The following is a 24545-nucleotide window of genomic DNA, read 5'->3' as shown; positions in this document are numbered from 1 at the left end:
GGCGCACCGGGCGTGCGCCATTTCTGGCGATGAAATCTAAAGACGTCAGATGACCCGGCCGTGACGAGTTGAAAGCCGAATGAAAGTTCGCCGATCGCTCGGAAATAAATGCCGAGGCTGTCTTCGGCGTTTCATGCGCATCGTCTGGCCGATGCGGTGAATTCCGGCAGCTGCGCGAAGCTGACGGAAAATCGCGTCTTTGGATTGCGGCGGCACGTACCGCCGCCGACGGATATGCCCCTGCACACCACCGCCCTCGTCCTGTTCTCCGGCGGCCAGGATTCGACCACCTGCCTCGCCGATGCGCTCTCGAAGTACGAGCGCGTCGAAACCCTGGGCTTCGACTACGGGCAGCGCCACCGCGTCGAGCTCGACGTGCGCGGCACCATCCTCGCGAAGATGCGCGAGCGCTTTCCCGACTGGGCGCCGCGCCTGGGCGAAGACCATGTGCTCACCCTCGCGGCCCTGGCGCAATTGGGCGGCTCCTCGCTCACGGAAGAAGTCGCCTTCGCCATGCAGGCCGACGGTCTGCCCAACACCTTCGTGCCCGGGCGCAACCTGCTGTTTCTCACGCTCGCCGGCGCGCTGGCCTACCGGCGCGGGCTGCAGGTGATCGTCACCGGCGTCTGCGAGACCGACTTCTCGGGCTACCCCGACTGCCGCGACGACACCATGAAGGCGATGCAGCTCGCGCTCTCGCTCGGGCTGGAGCGCCGCCTGGTCATCGAGACGCCGCTCATGTGGATCGACAAGGCCGAGACCTGGCAACTGGCGCACCGCCTGGGCGGCAGGCCGCTGGTCGACCTGATCGTCGAGGAGACGCACACCTGCTACCTGGGCGATCGCGTGCACCGCCAGGACTGGGGCTACGGCTGCGGCGAATGCCCCGCCTGCGAGCTGCGCAGGAAGGGCTGGGAGCGCTACGTGGCCGCCGCCGTGCCGGCCGACGAGGGCACGACCTCCACGCGATAGCGGGCGGCCGCTCCGTCTGCCTCGGGTACCAGCGTCCAACGCTGGCTGTGGAACTCGCCCACGGCAGCACGATGGGCCACGGACACCATCGCGCCACCGCTCGCGCGCACCATCTCGGACAGCCGTTGGTAGAGCGTGCGCTCCGCCGGCGCGTCGAGCGCGCTGCTGATCTCGTCGGCGAAGACCCAGCGTGGCTTCTTCAGCAGCACGCGCGCGATGGCCAGCCGCTGCTGTTCGCCGCCGGAGAGCTTCTGGCTCCAGGCGTCGCTGTCGTCCAGTCGATCTGCGAATTGGGGCAGCAGCGCATCGCGCAGCGCCTCGCGCAGTTGCGCGTCGCTGTACCTGGCTGCGTCGTCCGGATAGGCCAGCGCAACGCGCAGGGGCCCGTCGGGCATGTAGGGGCGCTGGGGCACGAACATCGCATCGGACGGCACCTGCACGCGTCCCCGCGCGAACGGCCAGATGCCGGCGAAAGCGCGGAACAGGGTCGACTTGCCGCTGCCGGACGGCCCTTGCACGAGGACGCTGTCGCCGGCCTTCGCCGAGAGCGCCGCGTTCACGAGCAGCGGCGTGCCGTTCGGCAGGCTGAGCGAGAGTCCGTCGGTTTGAAGTTCGGGCGCTTCGCTGCGCTCCAGGGGGTGTTCCTGCGCGGCGCGTGCCCGGATCGCATCGTCGAAGCTCGTGAGACGGTCGGTGGTTGCGCGCCATACGGCCACGCTGTCGTAGTTGTCGACGAACCAGCTCAGCGAATCCTGCACCTTGCCGAAGGCGGACGAAATCTGCATCAGCTGGCCGAGTTGGATCGCGCCGCTGAAGAAGCGCGGCGCCGCGACCACGAAGGGAAAGATCACCGCAGCCTGGCCGAAGAAGGCGGTGAAGGTCACGAGATTCTTCTGCTGCTTGATGAGCTGCAGGTAGTTGCGAAGCACGGCGCCGAAGCGCAGGTCAAGCTGGCCGTGCTCCACCTTCTCGCCGCGGTCGAGAGCAATGGCCTCGCTGTACTCGCGCACGCGCACGAGGTGGTGGCGGAAGTCGGCCTCGAAGCGCTGCTGGCGGAAGTTCAGCCCGATCAGTGGCCGACCGATGTAGTGGGTGATGATGGTGCCGACCACGCAGTAGGCCAGCGCAAGCCAGACCATCGCGCCCGCGACCTGGTAGGTGGTGCCGCTGAGCGAGAACTCGGTGGTTCCCGAGAGGCCCCAGAGAATGCCGACGAAGCTCACCAGCGTGACCACGGCGTTCAGCAGGCCCATCGACAGGGTCATGGTGGCGCTGGTGAACAGCTGCATGTCCTCCTGGATGCGCTGGTCGGGGTTGTCGGGCGTCGTGCCTTCCTTGCCGGCGTAGCGTGCCAGTTCCATCTCGTAGAAGGTGCGGTTCGCCATCCAGCGACCGAGATAGTTGCGCGTGATCCATGCGCGCCAGCGCAGCTGCAGCAGCTGCGTCACGTAGAACTTGAGCACCTGCAGCGCGATGTTGAAGAAGGCCAGCACGAGGAACACCCGGATCTCGCGCCAGAACACCGTCACATCCTTGTTCTGGAGGCCGTCGTAGAAGCGGCCATACCACTGATTGAAAAGCACCAGCGCATACACATAGGCCAGGTTGAGTGCCACGATGGCGGCGAACATGCTTCGCGCCCGCCATTTCTCCTCCGACTGGAAATAAGGCGCCGCAAGCCTGAAAACACGGCGCAGCACCTGGATGAACGAGCCAGCGCGAGCTGTGACTGATAGAGACATTCGGTTTCCTCGCAGGCGCTCGCGCGCCGGTCATGGTGAGGAGACCATCGTAGACAAATGTTTCTTAAACCGGCCTGAAACCGGCGTCGGCCCTCGAAAAGAGTTCGTCAGCGCAAAAGCACGCGTGCGGCCGTCGTCAGGAAATGGGCCAGCGGTGGTGTCTGCAGGCCCTTGACCTTCGCTTCCTCGTCCCATTGCCGCAGCCGAACCGCGTCACCGGCCCACTGATGGGTGGCGAAGCGCTGAGCGGCTTCGGCGTCCATCACGCCGCCCTGCAGGGCAAGGCTGCGCACGGAATCGGGAGAAAGCCTGGAGAAATAGTCGGGTTGGGTGGCGCAGAGGTAGCGCTTGGCGTCCACGTGCAGCCGGATCGGCTCGCGCACCTCGGCGTCGAAGGCGCCGCGAAGCAGGGGCAGGGCGATGTACTGGTGCCGGTCGTCGATGCCCAGCTGGGTGGGAGAGTGCGAAAGCGTCTGGTGCTCGGCGATCAGCAGGTGGCCCAGGTCGTGAAGCAGCGCGGCCGTGACCAGCGAATCGCTCGCGCCGGCCTGCTCGGCGAGCCAGGCGCATTGCAGCGCATGCTCCAGCTGCGACACAGGCTCGCCCGCGTACGCGATTCCGCCGCGTTCGGCGAACAGGCGGGCGATCTCGGCGAGGTCGAGTGTCATGGGAGTGGAGCGCAGCTGGCGACGCGAAAACACAGGGCAATAAGTCCGCGAGTCTGCCGCGCCACGGTGACATGCGGATGACGAAGCTGTTGCAGGGCCGCCCGGAGTCGCCAATTTAGCGTGATTTTGGGGATTTGGGTTTTTTTGAGGCATCTGACAAATCACTGTCACATGCCGCTGCCAGCATCGCCCCCATTCGTCGCCCGGTGGAATTTGCGTACTTTCGCTTGCCCGTTCGCGGTTCCGCCCGGCCTCCCTTCTTGTCTCCAACTTCTCCACTTCTCCACTTCTTTCTCCCGAGGAACCACCCCATGCTGCATCGTTCCATCCGCTGGGCTGCCCTGCCGGCCGCTCTGCTCTCGCTGGCCTTCGCCGCCTCGGCCCAGGGCCGTACCGAGCTGCTGGTCTACACCGCGCTCGAGGCCGACCAGGTCCAGGCCTACAAGGCCGCCTTCGAAAAGGAGAACCCGAGCATCGAGCTGAAGTTCGTGCGCGACTCCACCGGCATCGTCACCGCCAAGCTGCTCGCCGAAGAGGCCAACCCGCAGGCCGACGTGGTCTGGGGCCTTGCCGCCACCTCGCTGATGCTGCTCGACAAGGAAGGCATGCTCCAGCCCTACGCGCCCAAGGGCCTGGACGCCGTCAAGTCCAACATGCGCGATCCGGCCAACCCGCCCAAGTGGGTCGGCATGGACGTGTGGTCCTCGGCCATCTGCTTCAACACCGCCGAAGCGCAGAAGAAGAACCTGCCCAAGCCCACCAGCTGGGCCGACCTGACCAACCCGGTCTACAAGGGCCAGATCACCATGCCCAACCCGGCCGCCTCTGGCACGGGCTACCTGATGGTGTCGGGCTGGATCCAGATGATGGGTGAAGAAAAAGCGTGGAAGTACATGGACGCGCTGCACCGGAACATCGGCATCTACAGCCAGTCGGGCAGCAAGCCCTGCCGCCAGGCCGGTGCCGGCGAGTTCGCGCTGGGCATGTCCTTCGAATACCGCGCCAACAAGACCAAGCGCGACGGCGCACCCATCGACATCGTGCTGCCCAAGGAAGGCCTGGGCTGGGACATGGAAGCCACCGGCATCATCAAGACCAGCAAGAAGCAGGAAGCCGCCAAGGCGCTGGCCGACTGGGCCGTGACGAAGCAGGCCAACGAGCTCTACGCCAAGAACTTCGCCGTGCTCGCGCTGCCGGGCATCCAGGAGAAGCTCGAATTCGTGCCGGGCGACGTCGAGAAGCTGCTGGCCAAGAACGACTTCAACTGGGCCGCCGCCAACCGCGAGCGCATCCTGACGGAGTGGTCGAAGCGCTACGAATCGAAGTCGGAAAAGAAGCCGATGTGACTTGAATACGGACAGCCGAACGCAGAAGGAAGACAAAAGAGCGCAAAGGTCGCAGAAGGAAGCCCATTGGCTGGCTATTCCCTTTTGAAGACTTCTGCGACCTTCGCGAAACCTTCGCGTCCTCTGCGTTCTGTACCCGCATTCCACCCCGTTCGACATTGATATGAGCTTCCTTTCCCTGCGCGGCATCCAGAAATCCTTCGGCGCGACCCGCGTGCTCGACGGCATCGACCTCGACATCGAGCCCGGCGAGTTCGTGTGCCTGCTCGGCCCTTCGGGTTGCGGCAAGACCACGCTGCTGCGCATCGTCTGCGGCATCGAGCGTGCCGACAGCGGCCAGATCCTGCTCGGCGGCCAGGACATCGCGGGCCTGCCGCCCGCGGCGCGCGGCTTCGGCGTGGTGTTCCAGTCGTACGCGCTGTTTCCCAACCTGACGGCCGCGCAGAACATCGCCTACGGCCTGCATCCCACGGGCGCGCTGGCCCGCGAGATGGCCAAGCGCTCGCGCGAGATGCTCGACCTGGTCGGGCTGGCCGCGCATGCCGACAGGTACCCGGTGCAGCTCTCCGGCGGCCAGCAGCAGCGCATCGCGCTGGCGCGCGCGCTCGCGCCCAACCCGCGCCTGCTGCTGCTCGACGAGCCGCTCTCCGCGCTCGACGCGCAGGTGCGCGCCACGCTGCGCAGCGAAATCCGCGCGCTGCAGAAGCGCCTGGGCATCGTGACCATCATGGTCACGCACGACCAGGAAGAAGCCCTCTCGATGGCCGACCGGGTGGTGCTCATGCACAACGGCCGCATCGAGCAGGCCGGCACGCCCGACGAGCTCTATCGCCAACCGCGCACCCGCTTCGTGGCCGGCTTCGTGGGCCGCATGAACATGCTGCCCGCCACCGTGCTGGCCGACGGCAAGGTGCGTGTGCGCGACAGCGAACTGCTGTGCGCGCCCGGCAACCTCAGCATCGGTTCGCAGGCGACCGTGGGCATCCGTCCCGAACACGTGGTGGTCAAGCGCTTCGGCACCGAGCTCGGCGCCAACAGCTTCGCTGCGCGCCTGCTCGACACCGAGTTCTTCGGCAACCGCACCTCCGCCCGCCTGGCCTGCGAGCCGCTGGGCATCGAGATCGAGGCCGAACTGCCCGCCGACGCCCGCAGCGGCGGCGACGAGCCGCTGGTGCCCAGCAGCATGGTGCACATCCAGCTGCCATTGAACGCGCTGTCCGTCCTGGCGCATTGAGCATGAGCAGTTCTCCCGACGCCATCGCCGTCGCGCCGGTGATGGCGACGCGCCGCAGCGCGTTCGACCGCGAGCGCTGGCTGGCCGGTGCTGCCGTGCTGCTGGTCGTGCTGCTGCTGGTGGTGATCGTCGCGCTGCCGGTCGGTGCGCTGGTCGGCCAGAGCTTCTTCGACCGCGAGGGCGCCTTCGTCGGCCTCGCCAATTTCGCGCGCTACTTCGAGAACCCGGCGCTGGTGCAGTCGGCATTCAACAGCGTGGGGCTCGCGGCGATCAGCGCGGTGATCTGCACCGGCATCGCCTACGTCTATGCCTACGGGCTGACGCTGTCGTGCATGCCGGCCAAGGGCGTGCTGCGCGCCGTGGCGCTGATGCCGCTGCTCGCGCCTTCGCTGCTGCCCGCGATCAGCCTCGTCTACCTGTTCGGCAACCAGGGCCTGTTCAAGGGGCTGCTGGGCGACCTCTCCATCTACGGCCCGCTGGGCATCGTGCTCGGCTCGGTGTTCTGGACGCTCCCGCACGCGCTGCTGATCCTCACCACCGCCATGGCCACCTCCGACGGCCGGCTCTACGAGGCCGCGCAGACGCTGGGCGCCTCGCGCTGGCGAATCTTCCGCACGGTGACGCTGCCTTCGTCGCGCTACGGCCTGATCGTGGCCGCGATGGTGGTGTTCGTATTGGTCGTCACCGACTTCGGCGTGCCGAAGGTGGTGGGCGGCCAGACGGGCGTGCTCGCCACCGACATCTACAAGCAGGTGGTCGGCCAGCAGAACTTCCAGATGGGCGCGGTGGTCGGCCTGGTGCTGCTGATTCCCGCGGTGCTGTCCTTCCTCGTCGAGCGGCATGTGCGCGGCAAGCAGGCCGCGGCGCTGTCGGCGCGCGCCACGCCCTACCAGCCGGAGCCCGTGAAGTCGCGCGACCGTGCGTTGCTGGCCTTCTGCGTGCTCACGGCACTCGCCATCCTCGTGATGATCGGCATGGCGGTGTTCGCGTCGCTCGCCACCTACTGGCCGTACAACCTCGTGCCGTCGTTCAGGAACTACGACTTCAGCAACATGGACGGCGGCGGCTGGGGCAGCTACTTCAACTCGCTGCGCATGGCCGTCTGCGCGGCGGTGGCGGGCGCGCTCATCACCTTCGTGTCGGCCTACTTCGTCGAGAAGCCGCGCCACTTCGGCCTGCTGCGCGAGCTGCTCAACCTGCTGGCCAACCTTCCGCTCGCGGTGCCGGGGCTGGTGCTGGGCGTGGGCTACATCTTCTTCTTCATCTCGCCGTCGAACCCGCTGCGTGCCATCTACGGCAGCATGACCATCCTCGTGGTCTGCACGGTGGCGCATTTCTTCTCGGTGGCGCACCTCACCTCGCTCACCGCGCTGCGCCAGCTCGACCGCGAATACGAGCTGGTGTCGGAGTCGATGGGCGTGCCGTTCTGGCGCACGCTGTGGCGCGTGCACCTGCCGGTGGCGCTGCCCACCGTGCTCAACGTGGGCGGCTATTTCTTCGTGAACGCGATGACCACCGTTTCGGCCGTCGTGTTCCTCTATTCGCCGCAAACCACGCTCGCCGCCATCGCCGTGCTCAACATGGACGACGCCGGCGACGTGGCGCCTGCCGCCGCCATGGCCTCGCTGATCATGCTCACCGCCGCCATCGGCCGGGGCCTGTTCGCGCTGGCGGGGCAATGGGCACTCAAGCGCACCCAGACCTGGAGACATCGTTGACAAGCGCAACCCCGCAAGCAAAGAACCCCGGCAGCTTCGACCTCATCGTGGTCGGCGCCGGCATCGTCGGACTGGCCCATGCCTACACCGCCGTGCAGCGCGGCCTCAAGGTCTGCGTGATCGAGCGCGACGCGGCCGCCATCGGCGCGTCGATCCGCAACTTCGGCTTCATCACCATCACCGGCCAGGCGCCGGGCGACATGTGGCGCCGCGCCATGCATGCGCGAGGCGTGTGGAACGAGGTCGCACCGCAGGCCGGCATCGATGTCGTGCACCGCAACCTCTGGCTCGCGGCCTATCGCCCCGAGGCGCACGACGTGCTCGAAGCCTTCATGCGCACCCCGATGGGCAAGGGCTGCGAACTGCTCGAAGCCGCCGACGCGCAGGCCAGGGCGCCTGCGCTGAGTCTTGCCGATGCGCGCTCGGTGCTCTTCAGCCCGCACGAGCTGCGCGTTGAGTCGCGCACCGCCATCGGCCTGCTCACGAAGTGGCTGGCCGAGGCGCACGGCGTGACCTTCCGCTTCGGCGAAGCCGTGCACGAGGTGGAAACCCCGCGCGTGCGCACCTCGCGCGGCACGCTGCACGCCGAGCGCGTGGTGGTCTGCACCAACACCGACCTGCACGGCCTCTTCGCCGAACGCATCGCCGAGCAGAAGCTCACGCTGTGCCGGCTGCAGATGCTGCGCGTGAAGCCGGAGGCGGGTTTCCGCCTGCCGGGTTCGGTGATGATGGACCTCAGCCTCGTGCGCTACGAGGGCTACAGCACGCTGTCCGAAGCCGCCGCGCTGCGCGAGCGCCTGCAGCAGGAAGAGGCCGCGTCGCTCGCGCACGGCATCCACCTGATCGTGGTGCAGAGCGCCGACGGCTCGCTGGTGGTCGGCGACTCGCACCACTACGCCGACGCGCCGGAGCCCTTTGCGATGGAAGAGGTCGACCAGCTCATCCTGCGCCACCTGCGCAGCACGCTGAACCTCGAGGCCGCGCAGATCACCGAGCGCTGGACCGGCGTGTACCCGTCGTCGAAGACCACGCCCTGCGTGATCGACGCGCCCGACGACGCCACGCGGCTGGTGCTGGTCACCAGTGGCAGCGGCGCGAGCACGGGCTTCGGCATCGCGCACGACGTCTTCAACGCCTGGTGAGACCGGCAAAAAGGCCATCACCGTTCGCTATCCTTCTTCCAGAGACACACACACCCGCCGCCATGAACGCCCACAACCACTCCCAACTCAAGGCCGTCGTCTTCGACTGGGCCGGCACCATCCTCGACTTCGGCTCCTGCGCGCCCATGGGCGCCTTCGTGAAGCTGTTCGAGCAGTTCGGCGTCGACATCACCATCGCCGAGGCGCGCGGCCCGATGGGCATGGCCAAGTGGGACCACATCAAGGCGCTGGGCACGCTGCCGCGCATCGCCGCGCAATGGGAAGCGAAGCACGGCCACGCCTTCAGCGACGCAGATGTCGACAGGCTCTATGAAGTGTTCACGCCGATGAACGCGGCCAGCGCACGCGACCATGCCGATTTCATTCCCGGCGCGCTCGAAGCCGTGAAGGCGGCGCGCGACCGGGGCCTGAAGATCGGCTCCACCACGGGCTACAACCGCCCGATCATGGAGGTGGTCGTGCCCATCGCCGCGGCCGGCGGCTACTCGCCCGACAACCTCGTATGCGCCGGCGACCTCGCAGAGGGCCGCCCGTCGCCGCTCATGATGTACCGCTGCTTCGCCGACCTCGGCGTGTGGCCGCCGCACACCGTGGTGAAGGTCGACGACACCGGCGTCGGCTTGCAGGAAGGCCTCAACGCCGGCACCTGGGCCGTGGGCCTCGCGGTCAGCGGCAACGCCAACGGCCTCACGCTGGCCGAATGGCAGGCGCTCGACGAAGCGCAGCAGCAGGAGCGCCGCGCCCGCGCCACTGCCGACCTCGAAGCTGCCGGCGCGCACTACGTGATCGACAGCGTGGCCGACCTGCCGCAGGTACTGGAAGACATCGAGCGCCGCCTGCAGCGCGGCGAGCGGCCAGCAGCCGCCGCGGCCACTGCCGCCTGAGCGCTGGAGAGAAAGCGGCAGCGTCCGACTTGACGCGCCGCGGCGCGGGCCTAGCATGGCCCGCATGCGAAGCACAGCCTTTGTCCTTCTCTTCTGCCTCGGCCTGCTGACGGCCGCGTGCGACGAAAAGCCGACGAAGCCGGGCGTGCCCACGCCGAAGGCTTTGGCGAGCCTTGTCGCTCCGGCGGCCGACGCGCACTGAGGCAAAGCCGCGTCCGAGGTGGCTCACTGCGCCACTTGGTTCCGCGCGTGTCTCGGGTTTTCGCACCGCGGGGTATCCTCGCCGCGGAGAGAAAAATGAAGACAAGCGAGACAACCATCCATCAGCCCGACTCCCGCTACGCCATGGTCCGCCTGGGCCTCACGCTGCTGATCATGACCGTCGGCAGCAGCGGCATGTACGTGGTGTCGGTGATGCTGCCTGCCGTGCAGGCCGAGTTCGGCATCGCGCGCGCCGACGCCTCTCTGCCCTACACGCTGCTGATGCTGGGCTTCGGCTTCGGCGGCGTGCTGATGGGCAAGCTGGCCGACCGCATCGGCGTGATGAAGCCGCTGCTGATCGGCGCGGTCTTCCTGGGGGCGGGCTACGTCGCCACGGGCTTCTCCGGTGGCATCGTCAGCTTCACGATAGCGCAGGCGCTGCTGGTCGGCCTGCTCGGCAGCTCGGTGGCCTTCGCGCCGCTGGTGGCCGACACCTCGCTGTGGTTCGTCAAGCGGCGCGGCATCGCGGTGGCGGTGTGCGCCAGCGGCAATTACCTGGCGGGCGCGGTGTGGCCGCCGATCGCGCAGCACTTCGTGGAAACCGTGGGCTGGCGCCAGACCTACATCGGCATGGGCATCTTCTGCGGCGTGACGATGGCGCTGCTGGCGCTGTTCTTCCGCGCGCGGCCGCCCGCGCTGGCCGAGGTGGCTCCGGCAGGCGCCGCTTCGGGTGCGGCAGCGCCCGTGCGCGACATGACCCGCCCCTTCGGCCTGAGCATGGGCGCGGCGCAGAGCCTGCTGTGCATTGCCGGCGTGGCCTGCTGCGTGGCGATGGCGATGCCGCAGGTGCACATCGTGGCCTACTGCGGCGACCTGGGCTACGGCCCGGCGCAGGGCGCGATCATGCTGTCGCTGATGCTGGGCTTCGGCATCGTGAGCCGGCTGGTGTCGGGCGCCATCTGCGACCGCATCGGCGGGCTGCGCACGCTGCTGCTGGGCGGCGTGCTGCAGTGCGTGGCGCTGCTGCTGTTCCTGCCGTTCGACGGGCTGGTGCCGCTCTACGTGATCTCGGCGCTCTTCGGCCTCTTCCAGGGAGGCATCGTGCCGTCGTACGCGATCATCGTGCGCGAGCACTTTCCGCCGAAGGAAGCGGGTGGGCGTGTGGGCACGGTGCTGATGTTCACGCTCTTCGGCATGGCGCTGGGCGGATGGATGTCGGGCAAGGTGTTCGACCTCACCGGCAGCTACCACGCGGCCTTCATCAACGGCATCGGCTGGAACCTGGTGAACGTGAGCATCGCGAGCTTCCTGCTGTTCAGGACGCTTCGGCGATCAGGCGGCCGAGTGTTCGCATTGCCTGCTCGCTGACCGTGTCCCACGGGTGGCCGTAGTTGAGCCGCAGGCAGTTGGCGAAGGCGCGCGTGGCCGAGAAGATCGGCCCCGGCGCGACGCTGATGCCGAGTTCCAGCGCCTTGCGGTGTATTTCCAGCGCGTTCGCACCCGCCGGTAGTTCTACCCAGAGGAAGTACCCGCCCAGCGGCCGCGTCGCGCGCGTGCCTTCCGGAAAGTAGTGCCCCACGGCCTGCGCGAAGGTGGCCTGCTGCATCGCCAGCGTCTGGCGCAGCTTGCGCAGGTGCCTGTCGAGCCCGCCTTTCTCCAGGTAGCCCGCGAGCGCCAGTTGCGCCGGTGCCGAGGTGCTCAGCGTGCTCGAAAGCTTCTGCCGTGCGACCTTGCGTGCGAAGCGTCCGGCCGAGGTCCAGCCGATGCGATAGCCAGGCGCCAGGCATTTCGAGAACGAAGAGCAGTGCAGCACCAGCCCCTGCGTGTCGAAGGCCTTGGCCGGCGGTGGGCGGCGTTCGCCGAAGTACAGCTCGGCGTACACATCGTCCTCGATCAGGGGCAGCCCGTGCCGCGTGAGCAGTTCCACCAGCGCCTTCTTCTTCGCATCGGGCATCAGGCTGCCCAGCGGGTTCTGGAAGGTGGTCATGAGCCAGCAGGCGGCCGGCTTGTGTGCCGCGATGGCCTGCTCCAGCGCCTCCAGGTCGATGCCGTCGCCCGGATGCGTCGGCACCTCGACGGCGCGCAGGCCCATGCGTTCCAGCGCCTGCAATGCCGCGTAGAAGGTGGGCGATTCGACGATCACCGCATCGCCCGGCCGCGTCACCGCCGAGAGGCAGAGGTTGAGCGCCTCGAGCGCGCCGTTGGTGATGACGATCTCGTCGGCCGGCACCTGCATGCCGTCGGCCAGGTAGCGCAGCGCGATCTGCCGGCGCAGCGCCGCGCTGCCGGGCGTGAGGTCATCCACCGTGCTCCACGGGTCGAGCGACCTGGCACTGGCGGCCATGAACTGCCCCAGCCGCGCCAGCGGAAACAGCAGCGGGCTCGGAAAGGCCGAGCCGAAGGGCACGACCTTGCGCGACATGCTGGCCTCGAGGATGTCGAACACCTGGTCGCTCACGTCCAGCGACTTCGGCCCGCCGGCGGGGCGCGAGGTGAGGGTGGATTCGGGCGGTGCGTCTCGCAGCCCGCCGCCGGCGACGTAGTAGCCCGAGCGGTCGCGCGCCCGCACCAGGCCGCGCGCTTCCAGCAGGTAGTAGGCCTGGAACACGGTGGAGGCGCTCACGCCGCGGCTGGCGCCGGTGTGGCGCACCGAGGGCAGGCGGTCGCCGGTCTTCAGGGTGCCGCTGCGGATCGAGGCCTCGATGTCGGCGGCCAAGGCTTCATATCGCTTCATCGCTGGGTGTGATTCGTTCGGATGCACTTTATCTGCACCGGTCAATTGGTGCGGATCTGCATCTGTTTTTTTCGGCCGGTCTGGTCCACACTCGACCTCATGTCGAATCTCTTGCGCGCATTGCGCGCCGTTCTCTGGAGCTTCATCGGGCTGGGCGGCCGCCGTGCCGACGCCGAGCGGCGCACCTCGCAGGTCGGCATCCTGCCGTTGATCGGCGTCGCGGTGGTGATGGTGCTGCTGCTGATCGCGGGGCTCATCACGCTGGCGCATTTCGCCGCCGGCACATGAGGCGAGCGCTCAAGCTCCTCGGGCTCGGCCTGCTTCTTGCCGTGCAGGCCATGGCGAACGCCGCCACGCCGGCCACCGTGCCCGACACCATCGAGCAGCGCGTGGCCGCCTGCATCGCCTGCCACGGCCGCGAGGGCGCGACCACCAACGCCGGCTACTTTCCGCGCCTGGCGGGCAAGCCGGCCGGTTACCTGTTCAACCAGCTCGTGAGTTTTCGCGATGGGCGCCGCTTCAACACCGACATGGCGTACATGGTGCAGCACCTGTCGGACGCCTACCTGCGCGAGATGGCCGAATACTTCGCCGGGCTGCAGCTGCCTTACCCGCCCGTTTCCCCCGTGAGCGATGCGACGCCCGAGCAGTTGCAGCGCGGCCGCCAACTCGTGCGCGAGGGCGATGCGGCGCGCGGCATTCCGGCCTGCGTGCAGTGCCACGGCGCGGCGCTCACGGGCGTGCAGCCGGCCATTCCGGGGCTGCTGGGGCTCCCGCGGCTGTACGTGTCGTCGCAGCTCGGCGCCTGGCTCACCAACGAGCGGCATGCGATGGCGCCCGACTGCATGGCCGATATCGGCCGGCGCATGAGCACCGCCGACATCAACGCCGTCGCGAGCTGGCTCGCCGTGCAGCCGATGCCCGTCGACACGAAGCCCGCCGCCTCGCTGCCCGCACCGCTGCCGGTGAAGTGCGGCGGCATGCCCGCGAAGTGAGGGAGCAGCGCCCATGAAACTGCGACACCTCGCCTGGCTGCTGCTTGCGCTCGTCGTGCTCGGCGCCGTGGCCGCCGGCACCATCGTGGCGATGAACTTGCGCGGCGAAGACCCGCTGCCCACGCAGGCCGAAGCCTTCCAGTCCACGCCGCAACTCGTCGAGCGCGGGCGCTACCTCGCGCTGGCCGGCAACTGCGCCGGCTGCCACACCACGCGCGGCGGCGAGCCCTATGCGGGCGGGATGCCCATCGAGACACCCTTCGGCACCGTCTATTCGAGCAACCTCACGCCCGACGACAAGGCCGGTATCGGCAGCTGGAGCAGCGCGCACTTCTGGCGCGCGATGCACAACGGCCGCAGCAAGGACGGCAGGCTGCTGTACCCCGCGTTCCCGTACCCGAGCTTCACGCAGGTGACGCGCGAGGATTCGGACGCCATCTACGCCTACCTGCGCAGCGTGCCGCCCTCGGCGGTACCCAACCGCGAGCACCGGCTGCGCTTTCCGTACGACACGCAGGCGGCGCTCGCCGTGTGGCGCGCGCTCTCGTTCAAGCCCGAGCCCTTCGTTGCCAATGCAGGCAAGCCCGCTGAATGGAACCGGGGCGCCTACCTCGTCAACGGCCTGGGCCATTGCATCGCCTGCCATGGCAGCCGCAATTCGCTGGGCGCAACGGAGACGAAGCTGGGGCTCTCGGGCGGCCTGATCGCCGTCGAGAACTGGTACGCGCCTTCGCTCACCGATCCGCACGAGGCGGGCGTGGCCGACTGGTCCGCAGCCGACGTGGTGGCACTGCTCAAGAACGGCGTGGCGCCGCGCGGCTCGGTGATGGGGCCGATGGCCGACGTGGTGTTCCGCAGCACGCAGTACCTGAGCGACGCCGACCTCACCGCCATGGCCAGCTACCTCAAGGACCTGCCCGATGCGCCCAAGGCCGAAGCCCCGGCCGCCGCCACGGCCAAGGCCCCGATCCGCCGCGACGCCGGCACCATGGCGCGCGGCGCGAAGATCTACGACCAGCGCTGCGCCTACTGCCACGGCGACCAGGGCCAGGGTGCGGCGGGCGCCTATCCGCCGCTGGCGGGCAACCGCGCAGTGAACATGGCGCGGCCCACCAACCTGATCCAGGTGATCGCGCACGGTGGCTTCCTGCCCTCGACGGCCGGCAACCCGCGCCCGTACGGCATGCCGCCCTTCGGCCAGACGCTGGATGCGGCCGAGGTCGCGGCGGTGCTCACCTACGTGCGCGGCTCGTGGGGCAACGACAGCCCACCGGTCACGCAGCTCGACACCATGCGGCGCTGATCGATCGACCGATCGATCAGATGTTCGTGCTGGAGGGAATCCGGCTCGGCAGCAGATATTCGTAAGGCCGCGCGCGCGTCGTGTTGCGCTGGCCGATGGTCGCTTCGATGCCCGCAAGCGCATTGCGGAAGCGCTCCAGCGGCCCGCCTTGCCCGACGATGGCCGGGTCCAGAAGCACCGGCAGGTGCGGAAAGACGTTGTCCTTGTATTCGCCCAGCGGCCGGTAGTACACGCCGCCGAGGATGTGGAACAGCAGGATCTGCTCCTGCGCCGCCAGCCGCGAGGGCAGCATCTGCGACCAGCTCGCCTCGTTCTGGCCAGCGCCGCTCGTCGGCGCCGGCATCCCTTCGGCTCCCGCGCTGAAGGGCGCATAGGTCATCACCGAATACTGCGGGAAGTTCACCGCCGCATGCTGCGCGCTGGCGTTGAAGATGATGGCGGTGAGCACGTCGATCAGCTGCGCGCGCGTGGTGATCGCGCGGAAGCCGTGCACCTTGCCGCTTGTCGCCAGCTCGGAGGCCCAGGCCTTGAGCTCGTAGTCGCCGGTCACGTCGGCGTCGCTCAGGTAGTAGGTGGCCACGTAGTCGCCCACCCACTGCGCGATCGCGTTCCACACCAGCAGCGCGTCGTCGCGGTAGGGGTAGTCGGGCAGTGCCGCTGCGTCGTCCACGCCGCGCGTGCGCAGGTCGTTGGGCAGCATCATGCGGTCGTAGAAGTCGTAGGCCAGCCGGTCGCGTCCGCACTGCTGCTGCAGCGTCTCGATGGGTGCGGCGAGGATCACGTCGCCCGTGGTCAGCGGCGCCATGATGATCAGCGTCGCCGCCTCGTTGATGAACATCGCGCCTTCCAGGTGTGGCGACAGCAGCCGGCTCAGCGGATGCGCTGTCGCGAGCTGGCGCTGCGTGGCCATCGCGAAGGCTTCCGACATCAGGTGCGTGCGGCCCAGGTGCACGAACATCTCGTGGTAGTTGAAGTCGGCCACCTGCACCACGGTCTTGGCCGACTGCCAGGCCCAGTAGGCCTCGGCGTTGGCGGTGTCGTCCACGCGCAGGAAGATGGCGCTCGCGGCCGGGTCCTGCCCGCACTGGATGGCGACCGGCACCAGCGAACGGCCGGTCTTCGGCCGCGCGAACAGTGCGATGGGCGCCTGGATGTAGCCGGTGCCCGTGAGCGGCTTGACCTGCGCTCCGGCCGGCGCCATGTCTGCGAGGCCTTCGTAATCGAGGATATAGAGCCGACTCGACGAGGCAGCCTCGGCAAGGCTGTCGCCCGCGCCCATCACCTGCTGATACTGCGCATTGCCGAGCGGGAACTTGGCCGGCAGCGCGGTCGCGCGCTGGATCAGCATCGGGTTGGGCCCGGCTACGCGCATGGCGGCGAACAGGTCGTTGTCGTGCAGCAGCTGCGCGATGGCGGGCTTCTCGATGGTGACGAACAGCGCGTCGTACTGCGCCACAGTCTTCGGTCCGTTCAGCGCGCCCAGCGGGCCTTGCGAGAGCAGGTCCTGGTGGATCTGCTTGAGCTGCGTGGCGATGTCGCCCGCCGTGCCGGTGAGCGTGCCGAGCAGCGTCAGCACCGCGGCCGGCAAGGTGGCCAGTCCGCTGTTGGCGGCCAGCAGCTGGTCGAAGCTGGCCTGCAGGCTCGCAAGCCGCGTGCGCAGGTTGTCCAGCGACTGCAGGCTGCCCGAGGCCAGCGCGCTGGTGGCGAACGAGGCCGCGAAGTTGGTGACGGCCTCCAGCGCCTTTGCAATCGTCTTGAGCTGGTGTTCGAGTGCCGGCAGTTCGGTGGCCGGCACCACCGCGCCCATCGGCACGCCAGCCAGGTTGATGTGCGATTCGGTCCAGAGATAGGTCGCCTGCCGACCCACCAGCTCCAGCCGCCGCAGCGTGGCGCTGATCGGGTCGATCTTCTGCGGCAGCGTGGGCTTCGGCACCGGCAGGGCCGCCGATGCCGTGGATGTCTTGCCGGCCAGCAGGCCCAGGCCGCCCGCCGAGGCGGACCATTTGAGGATGTCTCTGCGCTTCATCGGGGAGTCCCTGTTGTTGTTAATCTCGGGAGGCCGACGGAAGGCTCGGCCACCAAATCGAACGCTCGTTCTATTTGGTGGGCGGATTCTGCGGAGGGGCTTGGGCGTTGGCAATCAGGGTTGCTGCCTACTCCGAGGTGCGTTCCCTGCAACGCGTGGTCAGGGCGTCGTCAGGCCGTGTGCGGGTGCCGTGCGGCTTCATACAGCGTGCGCGCCAGGTCGCGATGTCTGGCCAGCAGCGGCGCCAGTTCGAGCCCGGTGAATGCACCGCCGCGGATCCGCACCGCGCCGCCGATCACGCTCAGCGACACCGATGCCGGCGTGCAGAACACGAGCGCTGCCACCGGGTCGTGCCCCGCGCCAGCATGCGCGACGCCGCGCATGTCGAAGGCCACGATGTCGGCCGACATGCCGGGCGCGATGGCGCCGATGTCGTCGCGGCCCAGCACCTGGGCGCCGCCGAGCGTGGCGATCTCGAGCGCCTCGCGCGCCGTCATCGCCGCCGGGCCGTAGCCCACGCGCTGCAGCAGCATCGCCTGGCGCGCCTCGCCCAGCATGTGCGCGCCGTCGTTCGACGCGCTGCCGTCCACGCCCAGCCCCACCGGCACCCCAGCGCGGCGCATCGCACCGATGGGCGCGATGCCCGAGGCCAGGCGCATGTTGGAGCACGGGCAGTGCGCCACGCCCGTGCCGGTGCGGCCGAAGAGCGCGATGCCGGCCTCGTCGAGCTTCACGCAGTGCGCGTGCCACACGTCGCGGCCGACCCAGCCCAGGTCTTCGGCGTACTCGGCCGGCGTCATGCCGAACTTCTCGCGCGAGTACGCGACGTCGTTGTCGTTCTCGGCCAGGTGCGTGTGCAGCGATACGCCGCGCTCGCGCGCCAGTTCGGCCGACAGGCGCATCAGGTCGCGCGACACCGAGAAAGGTGAGCAGGGCGCGAGCACGATGCGGCGCATCGAGTGGCGCGAGGCATCGTGCCAGCGGCCGATGAGCCGCTCGCTGTCGCGCAGGATCGCTTCCTCGGTCTCGACCACCTCGTCTGGCGGCAGTCCGCCGGCGCTGCGGCCCACGCTCATGCTGCCGCGCGCCGCGTGGAAGCGCATGCCCATCGCGTCGGCCGCCTCGATCGAATCGTCGAGCCGCGAGCCGTTGGGGAACAGGTAGAGATGGTCGCTGGTGGTGGTGCAGCCCGAGAGCATCAGCTCGGCCATCGCCGTCTGCGTGGACACCCGGATCATCTCGGGCGTGATGCGCGCCCACAGCAGGTACAGGCTGGTGAGCCAGCCGAAGAGCTCGGCGTCCTGCGCCTCGGGCACCGCGCGCGTGAGGCTCTGGTACATGTGGTGGTGCGTGTTGACCAGGCCGGGCATCACCACGTGGCCACGCATGTCGATGGCCTCGGCCTTGCCGTCGCGCAGGGCTTCAAGGTAGGCGATGGGCAGCTCGGCCGTGGGGCCGGCCCAGGCTATCGCGGGGCCGTCGCACACCACGGCGCCATCGGCGATCTCGCGCCGGGTGGCGTCCATGGTGACGAGAGTGTCGGCATGTCGGAGGATCAGCATGCCGGCATTCTTGCCCTCGGGCCGGGCGCGAGGCAAGCGCGCCGCGAGGCCGCCCCTCAGGACTCGTTGCTGATCCCGCTGCTCACATGCCCCGCCGGCACGTGCCGCGAGGCCGCATCCACATGCCCCGTCTGGTCGTCGAAGAAGAAGTCGGGCTCGAACTCGCGCAGGAATTCGCCCTTGGGCAGGCCGCCGAGGAACATGGCTTCGTCGACGCGGATGTTCCACTTCATCAGCGTGCGGATTGCGCGCTCGTGCGCCGGGGCGCTGCGCGCGGTGACCAGCGCGGTGCGGATGCGCATCTGCGCATTGCCGGCCATCTGCAGGCGGTGCAGCGCGCTCAGCAGCGGCTTGAAGGGCCCTTCGGGCAGGGGCAGGTCGGCCTTGCTGAGTTCGTGGGCCTGGAAGGCGTCGAGGCCTTCCTTCTGGTACACGCGCTCGGCCTCGTCGGAGAACAGCACGGCGTCGCCATCGAAGGCGATGCGCACTTCGTTCGGCCAGGCGTCGCTCGCCTTTACCGATTCGACCAGCACGCGCGCGGCCGGAAAGCCGGCATTGAGTGCCTCGCGCACGTCCTGCTCGTTGACCGAGAGGAACAGGTGCGCGCGCAGCGGGCGCAGGTAGCCGAAGGGCGGGCGGCCCTGGGTGAAAACGCCGCGCTGCAGCTTGATGTCGGCCGCCGCGCTCGACCTGAAGATGCGCATGCCCGAGACCGGATCGTTGCGCGAGAGGATCACCACCTCCACGCGCTGCACGCCGTCGTCGTTGAAGCGCAGCAGCTTGCGGATGAGCGAATAGGCAATGCCGGGCGCGGCCGGCACGTCGATGCGGTCGAGCTGCAGCTTCATGTAGCCCTCGTTGTCGCCGGCCTCGAAGACCTTGTTTTCTTCTTCGAGGTTGAACAGGGCGCGCGAGGAGATCGCGACCACGAGCTTGTCTTCGAGGGTTACGGGCATGTTGCGTGCGTCCTGCGCTGCGGGCCGGCCGTCGTCACTTGACGAATTGATTCAGCTGGATGATCGGCAGCATCACAGCCAGCACGATCAGCATCACCACCCCGCCCATCGCCACGATCAGCAGCGGCTCCAGGATGGTGGCGAGGTGCATCGCGCGGCGCTGCACTTCGGCGCCGAGCTGGTTGGCGGCGCGCTGCAGCATCAGCGGCAGGGTGCCGGTCTGTTCGCCGAGGCGGGCGAACATCGACACCAGGCCCGGAAAGCGTTTCTTCTGCGCCAGCGCGGAGGCCAGCGGCGCGCCTTCGCGCACCAGCACCAGCGCGTCGAGCGCGTCGGCGCGCATCGCCCGGTTGCTCAAAGTCTCGGAAGCTGCCTGCAGCGCGCGCAGGATCGGCACGCCGGCCGTGGCCAGCATGGCGAGCGTGCTCGCGAAGCGCGCCGCGTTGTAGCCGCGCGCGAGCTTGCCCACCAGCGGCAGCTTCAGCCAGGCCGAATCGAACTTCAGGCGCAGCGCTTCCTGCGCCAGCGCGAGCCGCGTGCCGATGGCGGCGAGCACCACGCCCGCCAGCATCCACCAGCCGTAGTTGCGCACGCCGGAGCTCAGCGAGAGCATCACCGTGGTGAGGAACGGCAGCGAGCGCTTGGTGCCCGCGAACACCTGGGCCACCTGCGGCACCACGTAGCTCACGAGGAAGATCACGATCACGATCGCCACCAGCGTGACGATGGCCGGGTACAGCGCCGCGCCGATCAGCTTCTGCTGCAGCGCCTGGCGCTCCTCGAGGTCGTCGGCGAGGCGGTCGAGCACGAGGCCGAGGTTGCCGCTCTGCTCGCCGGCGCCGATCACGGCCGTGTAGATGGGCGAGAACTCGCGCGGATGCGCCGACAGCGCCCGCGCGAACGGCGAGCCCGCGTTGACCTCGGCGCGCAGCGACGCGACAAGATTGCGCTGCTGGTCGGACTCGGCCTCGTCGGTCAGCGCCGTGAGCGCGCGTTCCAGCGGCAGGCCCGACGAGACGAGGCCGGCGAGCTGCCGCGTCCACACGGCGAGCCCGGTGGAGTTGAACACGCGCTTGCCGCCGCCCAGCCAGCGCCCGAGTCCGCTGCGCTGGCCACCACCGCCGGCATGCTCGCTGCCAACCGGCTTGACCGATAGCGGAATGAGCGCCTGAGCCCGCAGCAGGCTGCGCGCGCTGCGGGCGGTGTCGGCCTCGAGAACGCCTTCGCGCGACTGGCCGCTGGCGTCGATGGCTTCGAATGCGTAGGCGGGCATCTCTTCTCTTCTTGCTCGCTACTCGCGCGTGACGCGCAGCAACTCGGCGCGCGAGGTGATGCCGGCCTGCACCAGCCGCTCGCCGTCCTCGCGCATCGAGCGCAGGCCGCCGCGTTCGCCGGCCTCGAAGAGCTGGCTCTCGGCCGCCTTGCCGTGGATGAGCGCCTGCACTTCGTCGTCCGCCACCAGCAGCTCGAAGATGCCGGTACGGCCCTGGTAGCCGGTCTGGCCGCAGGCTTCGCAGCCCGCGCCGCCGCACGAGGTACAGACCTTGCGCACGAGGCGCTGGGCGAGCACGCCCAGCAGCGACGAGCTCAGCAGGAAGGGCTCCACGCCCATGTCGGTGAGGCGCGTGACGGCGCTGACCGAGTCGTTGGTGTGCAGCGTGGCCAGCACGAGGTGGCCGGTCAGCGAGGCCTGGATGGCGATCTGCGCGGTTTCGAAGTCGCGGATTTCGCCGATCATGATCACGTCCGGGTCCTGCCGAAGGATGGCGCGCAGGGCCTTGGCGAAGGTGAGTTCGATCTTCGCGTTGATCTGCGTCTGGCCCACGCCCGGCAGCTCGTACTCGATGGGGTCTTCCACCGTCATGATGTTGCTGCGGGTGGCGTCGAGCCGGGCCAGCGCTGCGTACAGCGTGGTGGTCTTGCCCGAGCCCGTGGGGCCGGTCACGAGGATGATGCCGTGCGGCTGCGCGATGAGCTTCTCGAAGCGCTCCAGCGTGTCGCCCTGCATGCCCACCGATTCGAGCGTGAGCTTCGATTCGCTCTTGTCCAGCAGGCGCAGCACCGCGCGCTCGCCGTGCGCGCTGGGCAGCGTCGACACCCGCACGTCGACCGCGCGCGTGCCGATGCGCAGCGAGATGCGCCCGTCCTGCGGCAGCCGCTTCTCGGAGATGTCGAGGTCGGCCATGATCTTCAGGCGCGAGATCAGCGCCGCGTGCAGCGCGCGGTTGGGCTGCACCACCTCGCGCAGCGTGCCGTCGATACGAAAGCGCACGGAAGACGTGCGCTCGTAGGGCTCGATGTGGATGTCGCTGGCGCCGTCGCGCGCGGCCTGCGTGAGCAGGGCGTTCAGCATGCGGATGATGGGCGCGTCGCCGGCGCTTTCCAGCAGGTCTTCCACCGCCGGCAGCTCCTGCATCATGCGCGAGAGGTCGGCGTCGCTCTGCACCTCGCTGACCACCGCGGCGGCGCTCGATTCGCCCTGCGCATAGGCCGCGCTGATGCGCTGCGCCAGCGGACCGTCGGCCAGCACCTCGAATGCCTGCACGCCGTATTTGCGCGAGACCTCGCCGACCGCGCTGCGCGCCGGGGTGCTCGACATCCACAGCGTGTAGCGGCCGTCGTCGGTCTCCTCCAGCAGCAATTGCTGGCTGCGTGCGAAGGCGTAGGGCAGGGGATAGCGGTTGGACATCGGAAACAGTATCAGGGCAGTTCCCGCGCGCTCACCGGGTCGCCGGTGGGGGGCAGTGCGCCACGCAGGGGGCTGGGCGCCAGTTTGCGGCTGTCCGCGGCAGGTTGCGATGGCGGGATCAGCTGGGTGCCTTCGAGGCGCGAGCCGCCGCGCGCGGCGGTGGAGGCCGAGGGCGCCGGAGCCGCCGAAGTCGGGGCCAGAGCACGCGAGGGGGGCGCCAGTTCGGGCAGGATGTTCGAGCCGCTCACGCCGCGCAGCATCACGTTGGAAGTGTCGGGCTGCGTGCGCTGCTGCATGCCGCGGATCTCGTCGTAGCGGTCGTACGCGAAGGCTTCGGTGGCGCTGGCATCGCGCATCACCGCCGGGCGCAGGAACATCATGAGGTTGATCTTCTCGCGCGTGCGGGCCTGGCTCTTGAACAGGTTGCCGAGCACGGGAATGTCGCCTGCGAGCGGCACCTTCTCGACCGTGTTGCCGTAGCTGTCGGACAACAGGCCGCCGAGCATCACGAGGCCGCCGTCTTCCACCAGCACGCTCGATTCGATGGAGCGCTTGTTGGTGGTGGGGCCATTCTGGTTGTTGACGGTGTTTCCGTCGACCGTGGAGGTCTCCTGGAAGATCGTCAGTTTCACCGTGCCGTTCTCGTTGATGGTCGGGCGCACGCGCAGCGTGAGGCCCACGTCCTTGCGCTCGACGGTGGTGAACGGGTTGACGCCGACCGAGCCCGAGGTGCTGGCGTACTGGCCGGTCACGAAGGGCACGTTCTGGCCGATGACGATCTTGGCTTCCTCGTTGTCCAGCGTCAGCAGGTTGGGCTTGGACAGCACGTTGGCGTCCTTGTCGCTGTCGAAGAAGCTGGCGATCGCGCCCAGGATGTACTGGCCGCCGACCTTGCCGGCGATGCCGAGGTTCGCGCCCGGCGTGATCGCGCCGGCCAGGCCTGCGGCGTTGCGCGTGGCCAGGGCCTGGGTCAGCGTCAGCAGGTTGGCTCCGGCCACCGAGGAGTTGGTGCCGATCACCGCGTTGTTGCCCAGCGCGCTCTGCCACTGCACGCCGAACTTCGCGGCGGCCGTGTCGCTCACCTCGACGATCAGCGCCTCGATCATGACCTGTGCTCGCCGTCCGTCCAGCCTGTCGATCACCGCGCGCATCTGCCTGTACTGAGGCTCGGGCGCGGTGATGATCAGCGAGTTGGTCGACGGGTCGGCCTGGATCTGGCCGCCGGTGGACGGCTGGTTGGCGTTGTTGAGCGGCGCGCTGGCGGCCGCAGATGCCCCCGACTGGCTGCTGTTGTTCAGGTTGACCTGCATGGCCTGCGGCGCGCTCTGCTGCGGCACGGCGCTGGCCGTGGCGCCCGGCGTGCCCGGCGTGGTGTTCAACTGGTTGGCGGCCATCGCCGCGCGCAGCGTGGCCGCGAGGCGCACCGCGTCGGCGTTCTTCAGGTACACCACGTAGATGTTGCCGGCCGCGCCGTTGCTGCCCTCGACGGCGGGGCGGTCGAGCTTGTCCACCAGCGTGCGGATCAGCGCCACGCGGGCCGGGTTGGCCGCGCGGATGATCAGCGAGTTGCTGCGCGGATCGGCCATGAGCGTGGTGCGGAACGACGCGTCGGCCGCGCCGGGAGCCGCCGGCGCACCCGGTGCGCCCGAGCCGCCGCCGTCCACCAGCCGCTGCACCAGCGGCACCATGTCGGTGGCCACCGAGTGCTTGAGCTGGATGATCTCGATGTCGGAGGCGTTCGGCACGTCCAGCGACGCGATGATGCGCGCCAGGCGGCGCATGTTGTCGGCGTAGTCGGTGATCACGAGCGAGTTGTTGCCCGGGTTCACGTTGATGGTGTTGTTCGGCGGAATCAGCGGGCGCAGCACCGGCAGCAGGTTGTTCGGCGACTCGTAGTTGAGCCTGAAGATCTGCGTGACGATCTGGTTGCTGCCGCTGGACGCCGTGGCGCTGATGGAGGTGTTGACGGTGCTGCTCTGCAGCTTGGCGTCGGCCTCGGGCACCACCTTGTAGAGGCCGTCGGCTTCCACCACCGCGAAGCCCTGCAGGCGCAGCGCCGAGGCGAACTGGTTGAAGGCCGCGGCCGGCTGGATCGCGCGGTCGGTGACCAGGTTCATCGTGCCCTTCACGCGCGGGTCGACCACCACGTCGCGGCCGGTGACCACGGCCATGGTGCGGGCCACGGCCTCGATGTCGGCGTTGGAGAAGTTCAGCGTGATCGGCTCGCCGCGGCGCGGCGCGTCGCCGGTCTGCGCGAACGCGGCGGGCGCGGCCTGCAGGAACGTGGCGGCGATCAGCACGCGCACGGCGAGCGCGACGGTGCCGGTCGAAAACAGTGGCTTCATCATGAGG

The 24545-nt window shown here is 68.8% G+C and carries 20 protein-coding genes; 11 read left to right on the top strand and 9 right to left on the bottom strand.

Annotated elements, in window-relative coordinates; all coding sequences use genetic code 11:
• Positions 1 to 234: 234 nt before the first annotated feature.
• Complete coding sequence (gene queC, locus ACAM57_RS26450; protein ID WP_369659501.1) at positions 235 to 972, top strand: 7-cyano-7-deazaguanine synthase QueC; 738 nt, start codon at positions 235 to 237, stop codon at positions 970 to 972.
• On the opposite strand, the gene ACAM57_RS26445 is transcribed toward queC, so the two are convergent.
• The gene (locus ACAM57_RS26445; protein WP_126025659.1) at positions 921 to 2714 is read right to left on the bottom strand and encodes an ABC transporter ATP-binding protein/permease; all 1794 of its coding nucleotides are present in this window, start codon (positions 2712 to 2714) and stop codon (positions 921 to 923) included. The genes queC and ACAM57_RS26445 overlap by 52 nt on opposite strands.
• 107 nt (positions 2715 to 2821) lie before the next feature.
• Positions 2822 to 3382, bottom strand: a complete 561-nt coding sequence (locus tag ACAM57_RS26440; protein WP_369659500.1) for a phosphonate degradation HD-domain oxygenase — start codon at positions 3380 to 3382, stop codon at positions 2822 to 2824.
• 311 nt (positions 3383 to 3693) lie between these two features.
• On the opposite strand from ACAM57_RS26440, the gene ACAM57_RS26435 reads away from it, so the two are divergent.
• The 7 genes from ACAM57_RS26435 (at position 3694) to ACAM57_RS26405 (ending at position 11296) form a co-directional block, all read left to right on the top strand.
• Positions 3694 to 4728, top strand: coding sequence for a putative 2-aminoethylphosphonate ABC transporter substrate-binding protein (locus ACAM57_RS26435; RefSeq protein WP_369659499.1), 1035 nt, complete (start codon positions 3694 to 3696; stop codon positions 4726 to 4728).
• Positions 4729 to 4891: 163 nt separating this feature from the next.
• Entirely contained in the window at positions 4892 to 5962 is a 1071-nt protein-coding gene (locus tag ACAM57_RS26430; protein WP_369659498.1) for an ABC transporter ATP-binding protein, read from the top strand.
• 2 nt (positions 5963 to 5964) lie between these two features.
• Positions 5965 to 7680 carry a putative 2-aminoethylphosphonate ABC transporter permease subunit gene (locus ACAM57_RS26425; protein ID WP_369659497.1) on the top strand — a complete coding sequence of 572 codons (1716 nt, stop codon included), beginning with the start codon at positions 5965 to 5967 and terminating at the stop codon, positions 7678 to 7680.
• Positions 7677 to 8822 carry a TIGR03364 family FAD-dependent oxidoreductase gene (locus ACAM57_RS26420; protein WP_369659496.1) on the top strand — a complete coding sequence of 382 codons (1146 nt, stop codon included), beginning with the start codon at positions 7677 to 7679 and terminating at the stop codon, positions 8820 to 8822. The genes ACAM57_RS26425 and ACAM57_RS26420 overlap by 4 nt, the downstream gene beginning before the upstream one ends.
• Positions 8823 to 8884: 62 nt before the next feature.
• Positions 8885 to 9727: a phosphonoacetaldehyde hydrolase gene (gene phnX / locus ACAM57_RS26415; RefSeq protein WP_369659495.1), complete on the top strand. Its 843-nt coding sequence runs from the start codon at positions 8885 to 8887 to the stop codon at positions 9725 to 9727.
• Positions 9728 to 9791: 64 nt separating this feature from the next.
• On the top strand, positions 9792 to 9929 hold the full coding sequence (locus ACAM57_RS26410; protein WP_369659494.1) for a hypothetical protein: 138 nt from the start codon (positions 9792 to 9794) through the stop codon (positions 9927 to 9929).
• Positions 9930 to 10024: 95 nt separating this feature from the next.
• The gene (locus tag ACAM57_RS26405) at positions 10025 to 11296 is read left to right on the top strand and encodes an MFS transporter (protein WP_369659493.1); all 1272 of its coding nucleotides are present in this window, start codon (positions 10025 to 10027) and stop codon (positions 11294 to 11296) included.
• Here ACAM57_RS26405 and ACAM57_RS26400 read toward each other — a convergent pair.
• Positions 11244 to 12662, bottom strand: a complete 1419-nt coding sequence (locus ACAM57_RS26400) for a PLP-dependent aminotransferase family protein (RefSeq protein WP_369659492.1) — start codon at positions 12660 to 12662, stop codon at positions 11244 to 11246. The two genes, ACAM57_RS26405 and ACAM57_RS26400, sit on opposite strands and share 53 nt — an antisense overlap.
• Positions 12663 to 12761: 99 nt before the next feature.
• Here ACAM57_RS26400 and ACAM57_RS26395 point away from each other — a divergent pair, with 99 nt between their 5' ends.
• Genes ACAM57_RS26395 through ACAM57_RS26385 form a run of 3 tightly spaced genes read left to right on the top strand, consistent with a single transcriptional unit; the run spans position 12762 to position 14960 of the window.
• Positions 12762 to 12950 carry a DUF2970 domain-containing protein gene (locus ACAM57_RS26395; RefSeq protein ID WP_184634972.1) on the top strand — a complete coding sequence of 63 codons (189 nt, stop codon included), beginning with the start codon at positions 12762 to 12764 and terminating at the stop codon, positions 12948 to 12950.
• Entirely contained in the window at positions 12947 to 13657 is a 711-nt protein-coding gene (locus tag ACAM57_RS26390) for a cytochrome c (RefSeq protein WP_369659491.1), read from the top strand. Before ACAM57_RS26395 ends, ACAM57_RS26390 begins: the two co-directional genes overlap by 4 nt.
• A 13-nt stretch (positions 13658 to 13670) precedes the next feature.
• On the top strand, positions 13671 to 14960 hold the full coding sequence (locus tag ACAM57_RS26385) for a cytochrome c (protein WP_369659490.1): 1290 nt from the start codon (positions 13671 to 13673) through the stop codon (positions 14958 to 14960).
• A gap of 16 nt (positions 14961 to 14976) precedes the next feature.
• Here the strand turns inward: ACAM57_RS26385 and ACAM57_RS26380 are convergent, their stop codons facing one another.
• The 6 genes from ACAM57_RS26380 to gspD form a co-directional block, all read right to left on the bottom strand.
• The gene (locus ACAM57_RS26380) at positions 14977 to 16986 is read right to left on the bottom strand and encodes a lipoxygenase family protein (RefSeq protein WP_369659489.1); all 2010 of its coding nucleotides are present in this window, start codon (positions 16984 to 16986) and stop codon (positions 14977 to 14979) included.
• Positions 16987 to 17156: 170 nt separating this feature from the next.
• Positions 17157 to 18548, bottom strand: a complete 1392-nt coding sequence (locus ACAM57_RS26375; protein ID WP_126025671.1) for an 8-oxoguanine deaminase — start codon at positions 18546 to 18548, stop codon at positions 17157 to 17159.
• Between the two features lie 56 nt (positions 18549 to 18604).
• Positions 18605 to 19504 carry a 5'-nucleotidase gene (locus ACAM57_RS26370; RefSeq protein ID WP_369659488.1) on the bottom strand — a complete coding sequence of 300 codons (900 nt, stop codon included), beginning with the start codon at positions 19502 to 19504 and terminating at the stop codon, positions 18605 to 18607.
• A 34-nt stretch (positions 19505 to 19538) separates the two neighbouring features.
• On the bottom strand, positions 19539 to 20777 hold the full coding sequence (gene gspF, locus ACAM57_RS26365; protein ID WP_126025673.1) for a type II secretion system inner membrane protein GspF: 1239 nt from the start codon (positions 20775 to 20777) through the stop codon (positions 19539 to 19541).
• Positions 20778 to 20795: 18 nt separating this feature from the next.
• Positions 20796 to 22193: a GspE/PulE family protein gene (locus tag ACAM57_RS26360; RefSeq protein ID WP_126025674.1), complete on the bottom strand. Its 1398-nt coding sequence runs from the start codon at positions 22191 to 22193 to the stop codon at positions 20796 to 20798.
• Between the two features lie 11 nt (positions 22194 to 22204).
• The gene (gene gspD, locus ACAM57_RS26355; protein ID WP_126025675.1) at positions 22205 to 24541 is read right to left on the bottom strand and encodes a type II secretion system secretin GspD; all 2337 of its coding nucleotides are present in this window, start codon (positions 24539 to 24541) and stop codon (positions 22205 to 22207) included.
• Between the last annotated feature and the right edge of the window lie 4 nt (positions 24542 to 24545).

Source organism: Variovorax sp. V15 (assembly GCF_041154425.1).
Taxonomy (GTDB): domain Bacteria; phylum Pseudomonadota; class Gammaproteobacteria; order Burkholderiales; family Burkholderiaceae_C; genus Variovorax; species Variovorax guangxiensis.
The sequence above is the reverse complement of the archived record's forward strand: the minus strand, read 5'-3'. Positions and strand labels throughout refer to the sequence as shown.

What these genes read in the sequence shown, in the direction of transcription:
- ACAM57_RS26400 (WP_369659492.1), bottom strand. Translation starts at nt 12,662, where the DNA reads ATGAAGCGATATGAAGCCTTGGCCGCCGACATCGAGGCCTCGATCCGC.
- ACAM57_RS26425 (WP_369659497.1), top strand. Translation starts at nt 5,965, where the DNA reads ATGAGCAGTTCTCCCGACGCCATCGCCGTCGCGCCGGTGATGGCGACG.
- ACAM57_RS26430 (WP_369659498.1), top strand. Translation starts at nt 4,892, where the DNA reads ATGAGCTTCCTTTCCCTGCGCGGCATCCAGAAATCCTTCGGCGCGACC.
- ACAM57_RS26440 (WP_369659500.1), bottom strand. Translation starts at nt 3,382, where the DNA reads ATGACACTCGACCTCGCCGAGATCGCCCGCCTGTTCGCCGAACGCGGC.
- gspF (WP_126025673.1), bottom strand. Translation starts at nt 20,777, where the DNA reads ATGCCCGCCTACGCATTCGAAGCCATCGACGCCAGCGGCCAGTCGCGC.
- ACAM57_RS26370 (WP_369659488.1), bottom strand. Translation starts at nt 19,504, where the DNA reads ATGCCCGTAACCCTCGAAGACAAGCTCGTGGTCGCGATCTCCTCGCGC.
- gspD (WP_126025675.1), bottom strand. Translation starts at nt 24,541, where the DNA reads ATGATGAAGCCACTGTTTTCGACCGGCACCGTCGCGCTCGCCGTGCGC.
- phnX (WP_369659495.1), top strand. Translation starts at nt 8,885, where the DNA reads ATGAACGCCCACAACCACTCCCAACTCAAGGCCGTCGTCTTCGACTGG.
- ACAM57_RS26445 (WP_126025659.1), bottom strand. Translation starts at nt 2,714, where the DNA reads ATGTCTCTATCAGTCACAGCTCGCGCTGGCTCGTTCATCCAGGTGCTG.
- ACAM57_RS26390 (WP_369659491.1), top strand. Translation starts at nt 12,947, where the DNA reads ATGAGGCGAGCGCTCAAGCTCCTCGGGCTCGGCCTGCTTCTTGCCGTG.
- ACAM57_RS26385 (WP_369659490.1), top strand. Translation starts at nt 13,671, where the DNA reads ATGAAACTGCGACACCTCGCCTGGCTGCTGCTTGCGCTCGTCGTGCTC.
- queC (WP_369659501.1), top strand. Translation starts at nt 235, where the DNA reads ATGCCCCTGCACACCACCGCCCTCGTCCTGTTCTCCGGCGGCCAGGAT.
- ACAM57_RS26380 (WP_369659489.1), bottom strand. Translation starts at nt 16,986, where the DNA reads ATGAAGCGCAGAGACATCCTCAAATGGTCCGCCTCGGCGGGCGGCCTG.
- ACAM57_RS26395 (WP_184634972.1), top strand. Translation starts at nt 12,762, where the DNA reads ATGTCGAATCTCTTGCGCGCATTGCGCGCCGTTCTCTGGAGCTTCATC.
- ACAM57_RS26360 (WP_126025674.1), bottom strand. Translation starts at nt 22,193, where the DNA reads ATGTCCAACCGCTATCCCCTGCCCTACGCCTTCGCACGCAGCCAGCAA.
- ACAM57_RS26375 (WP_126025671.1), bottom strand. Translation starts at nt 18,548, where the DNA reads ATGCTGATCCTCCGACATGCCGACACTCTCGTCACCATGGACGCCACC.
- ACAM57_RS26405 (WP_369659493.1), top strand. Translation starts at nt 10,025, where the DNA reads ATGAAGACAAGCGAGACAACCATCCATCAGCCCGACTCCCGCTACGCC.
- ACAM57_RS26435 (WP_369659499.1), top strand. Translation starts at nt 3,694, where the DNA reads ATGCTGCATCGTTCCATCCGCTGGGCTGCCCTGCCGGCCGCTCTGCTC.
- ACAM57_RS26410 (WP_369659494.1), top strand. Translation starts at nt 9,792, where the DNA reads ATGCGAAGCACAGCCTTTGTCCTTCTCTTCTGCCTCGGCCTGCTGACG.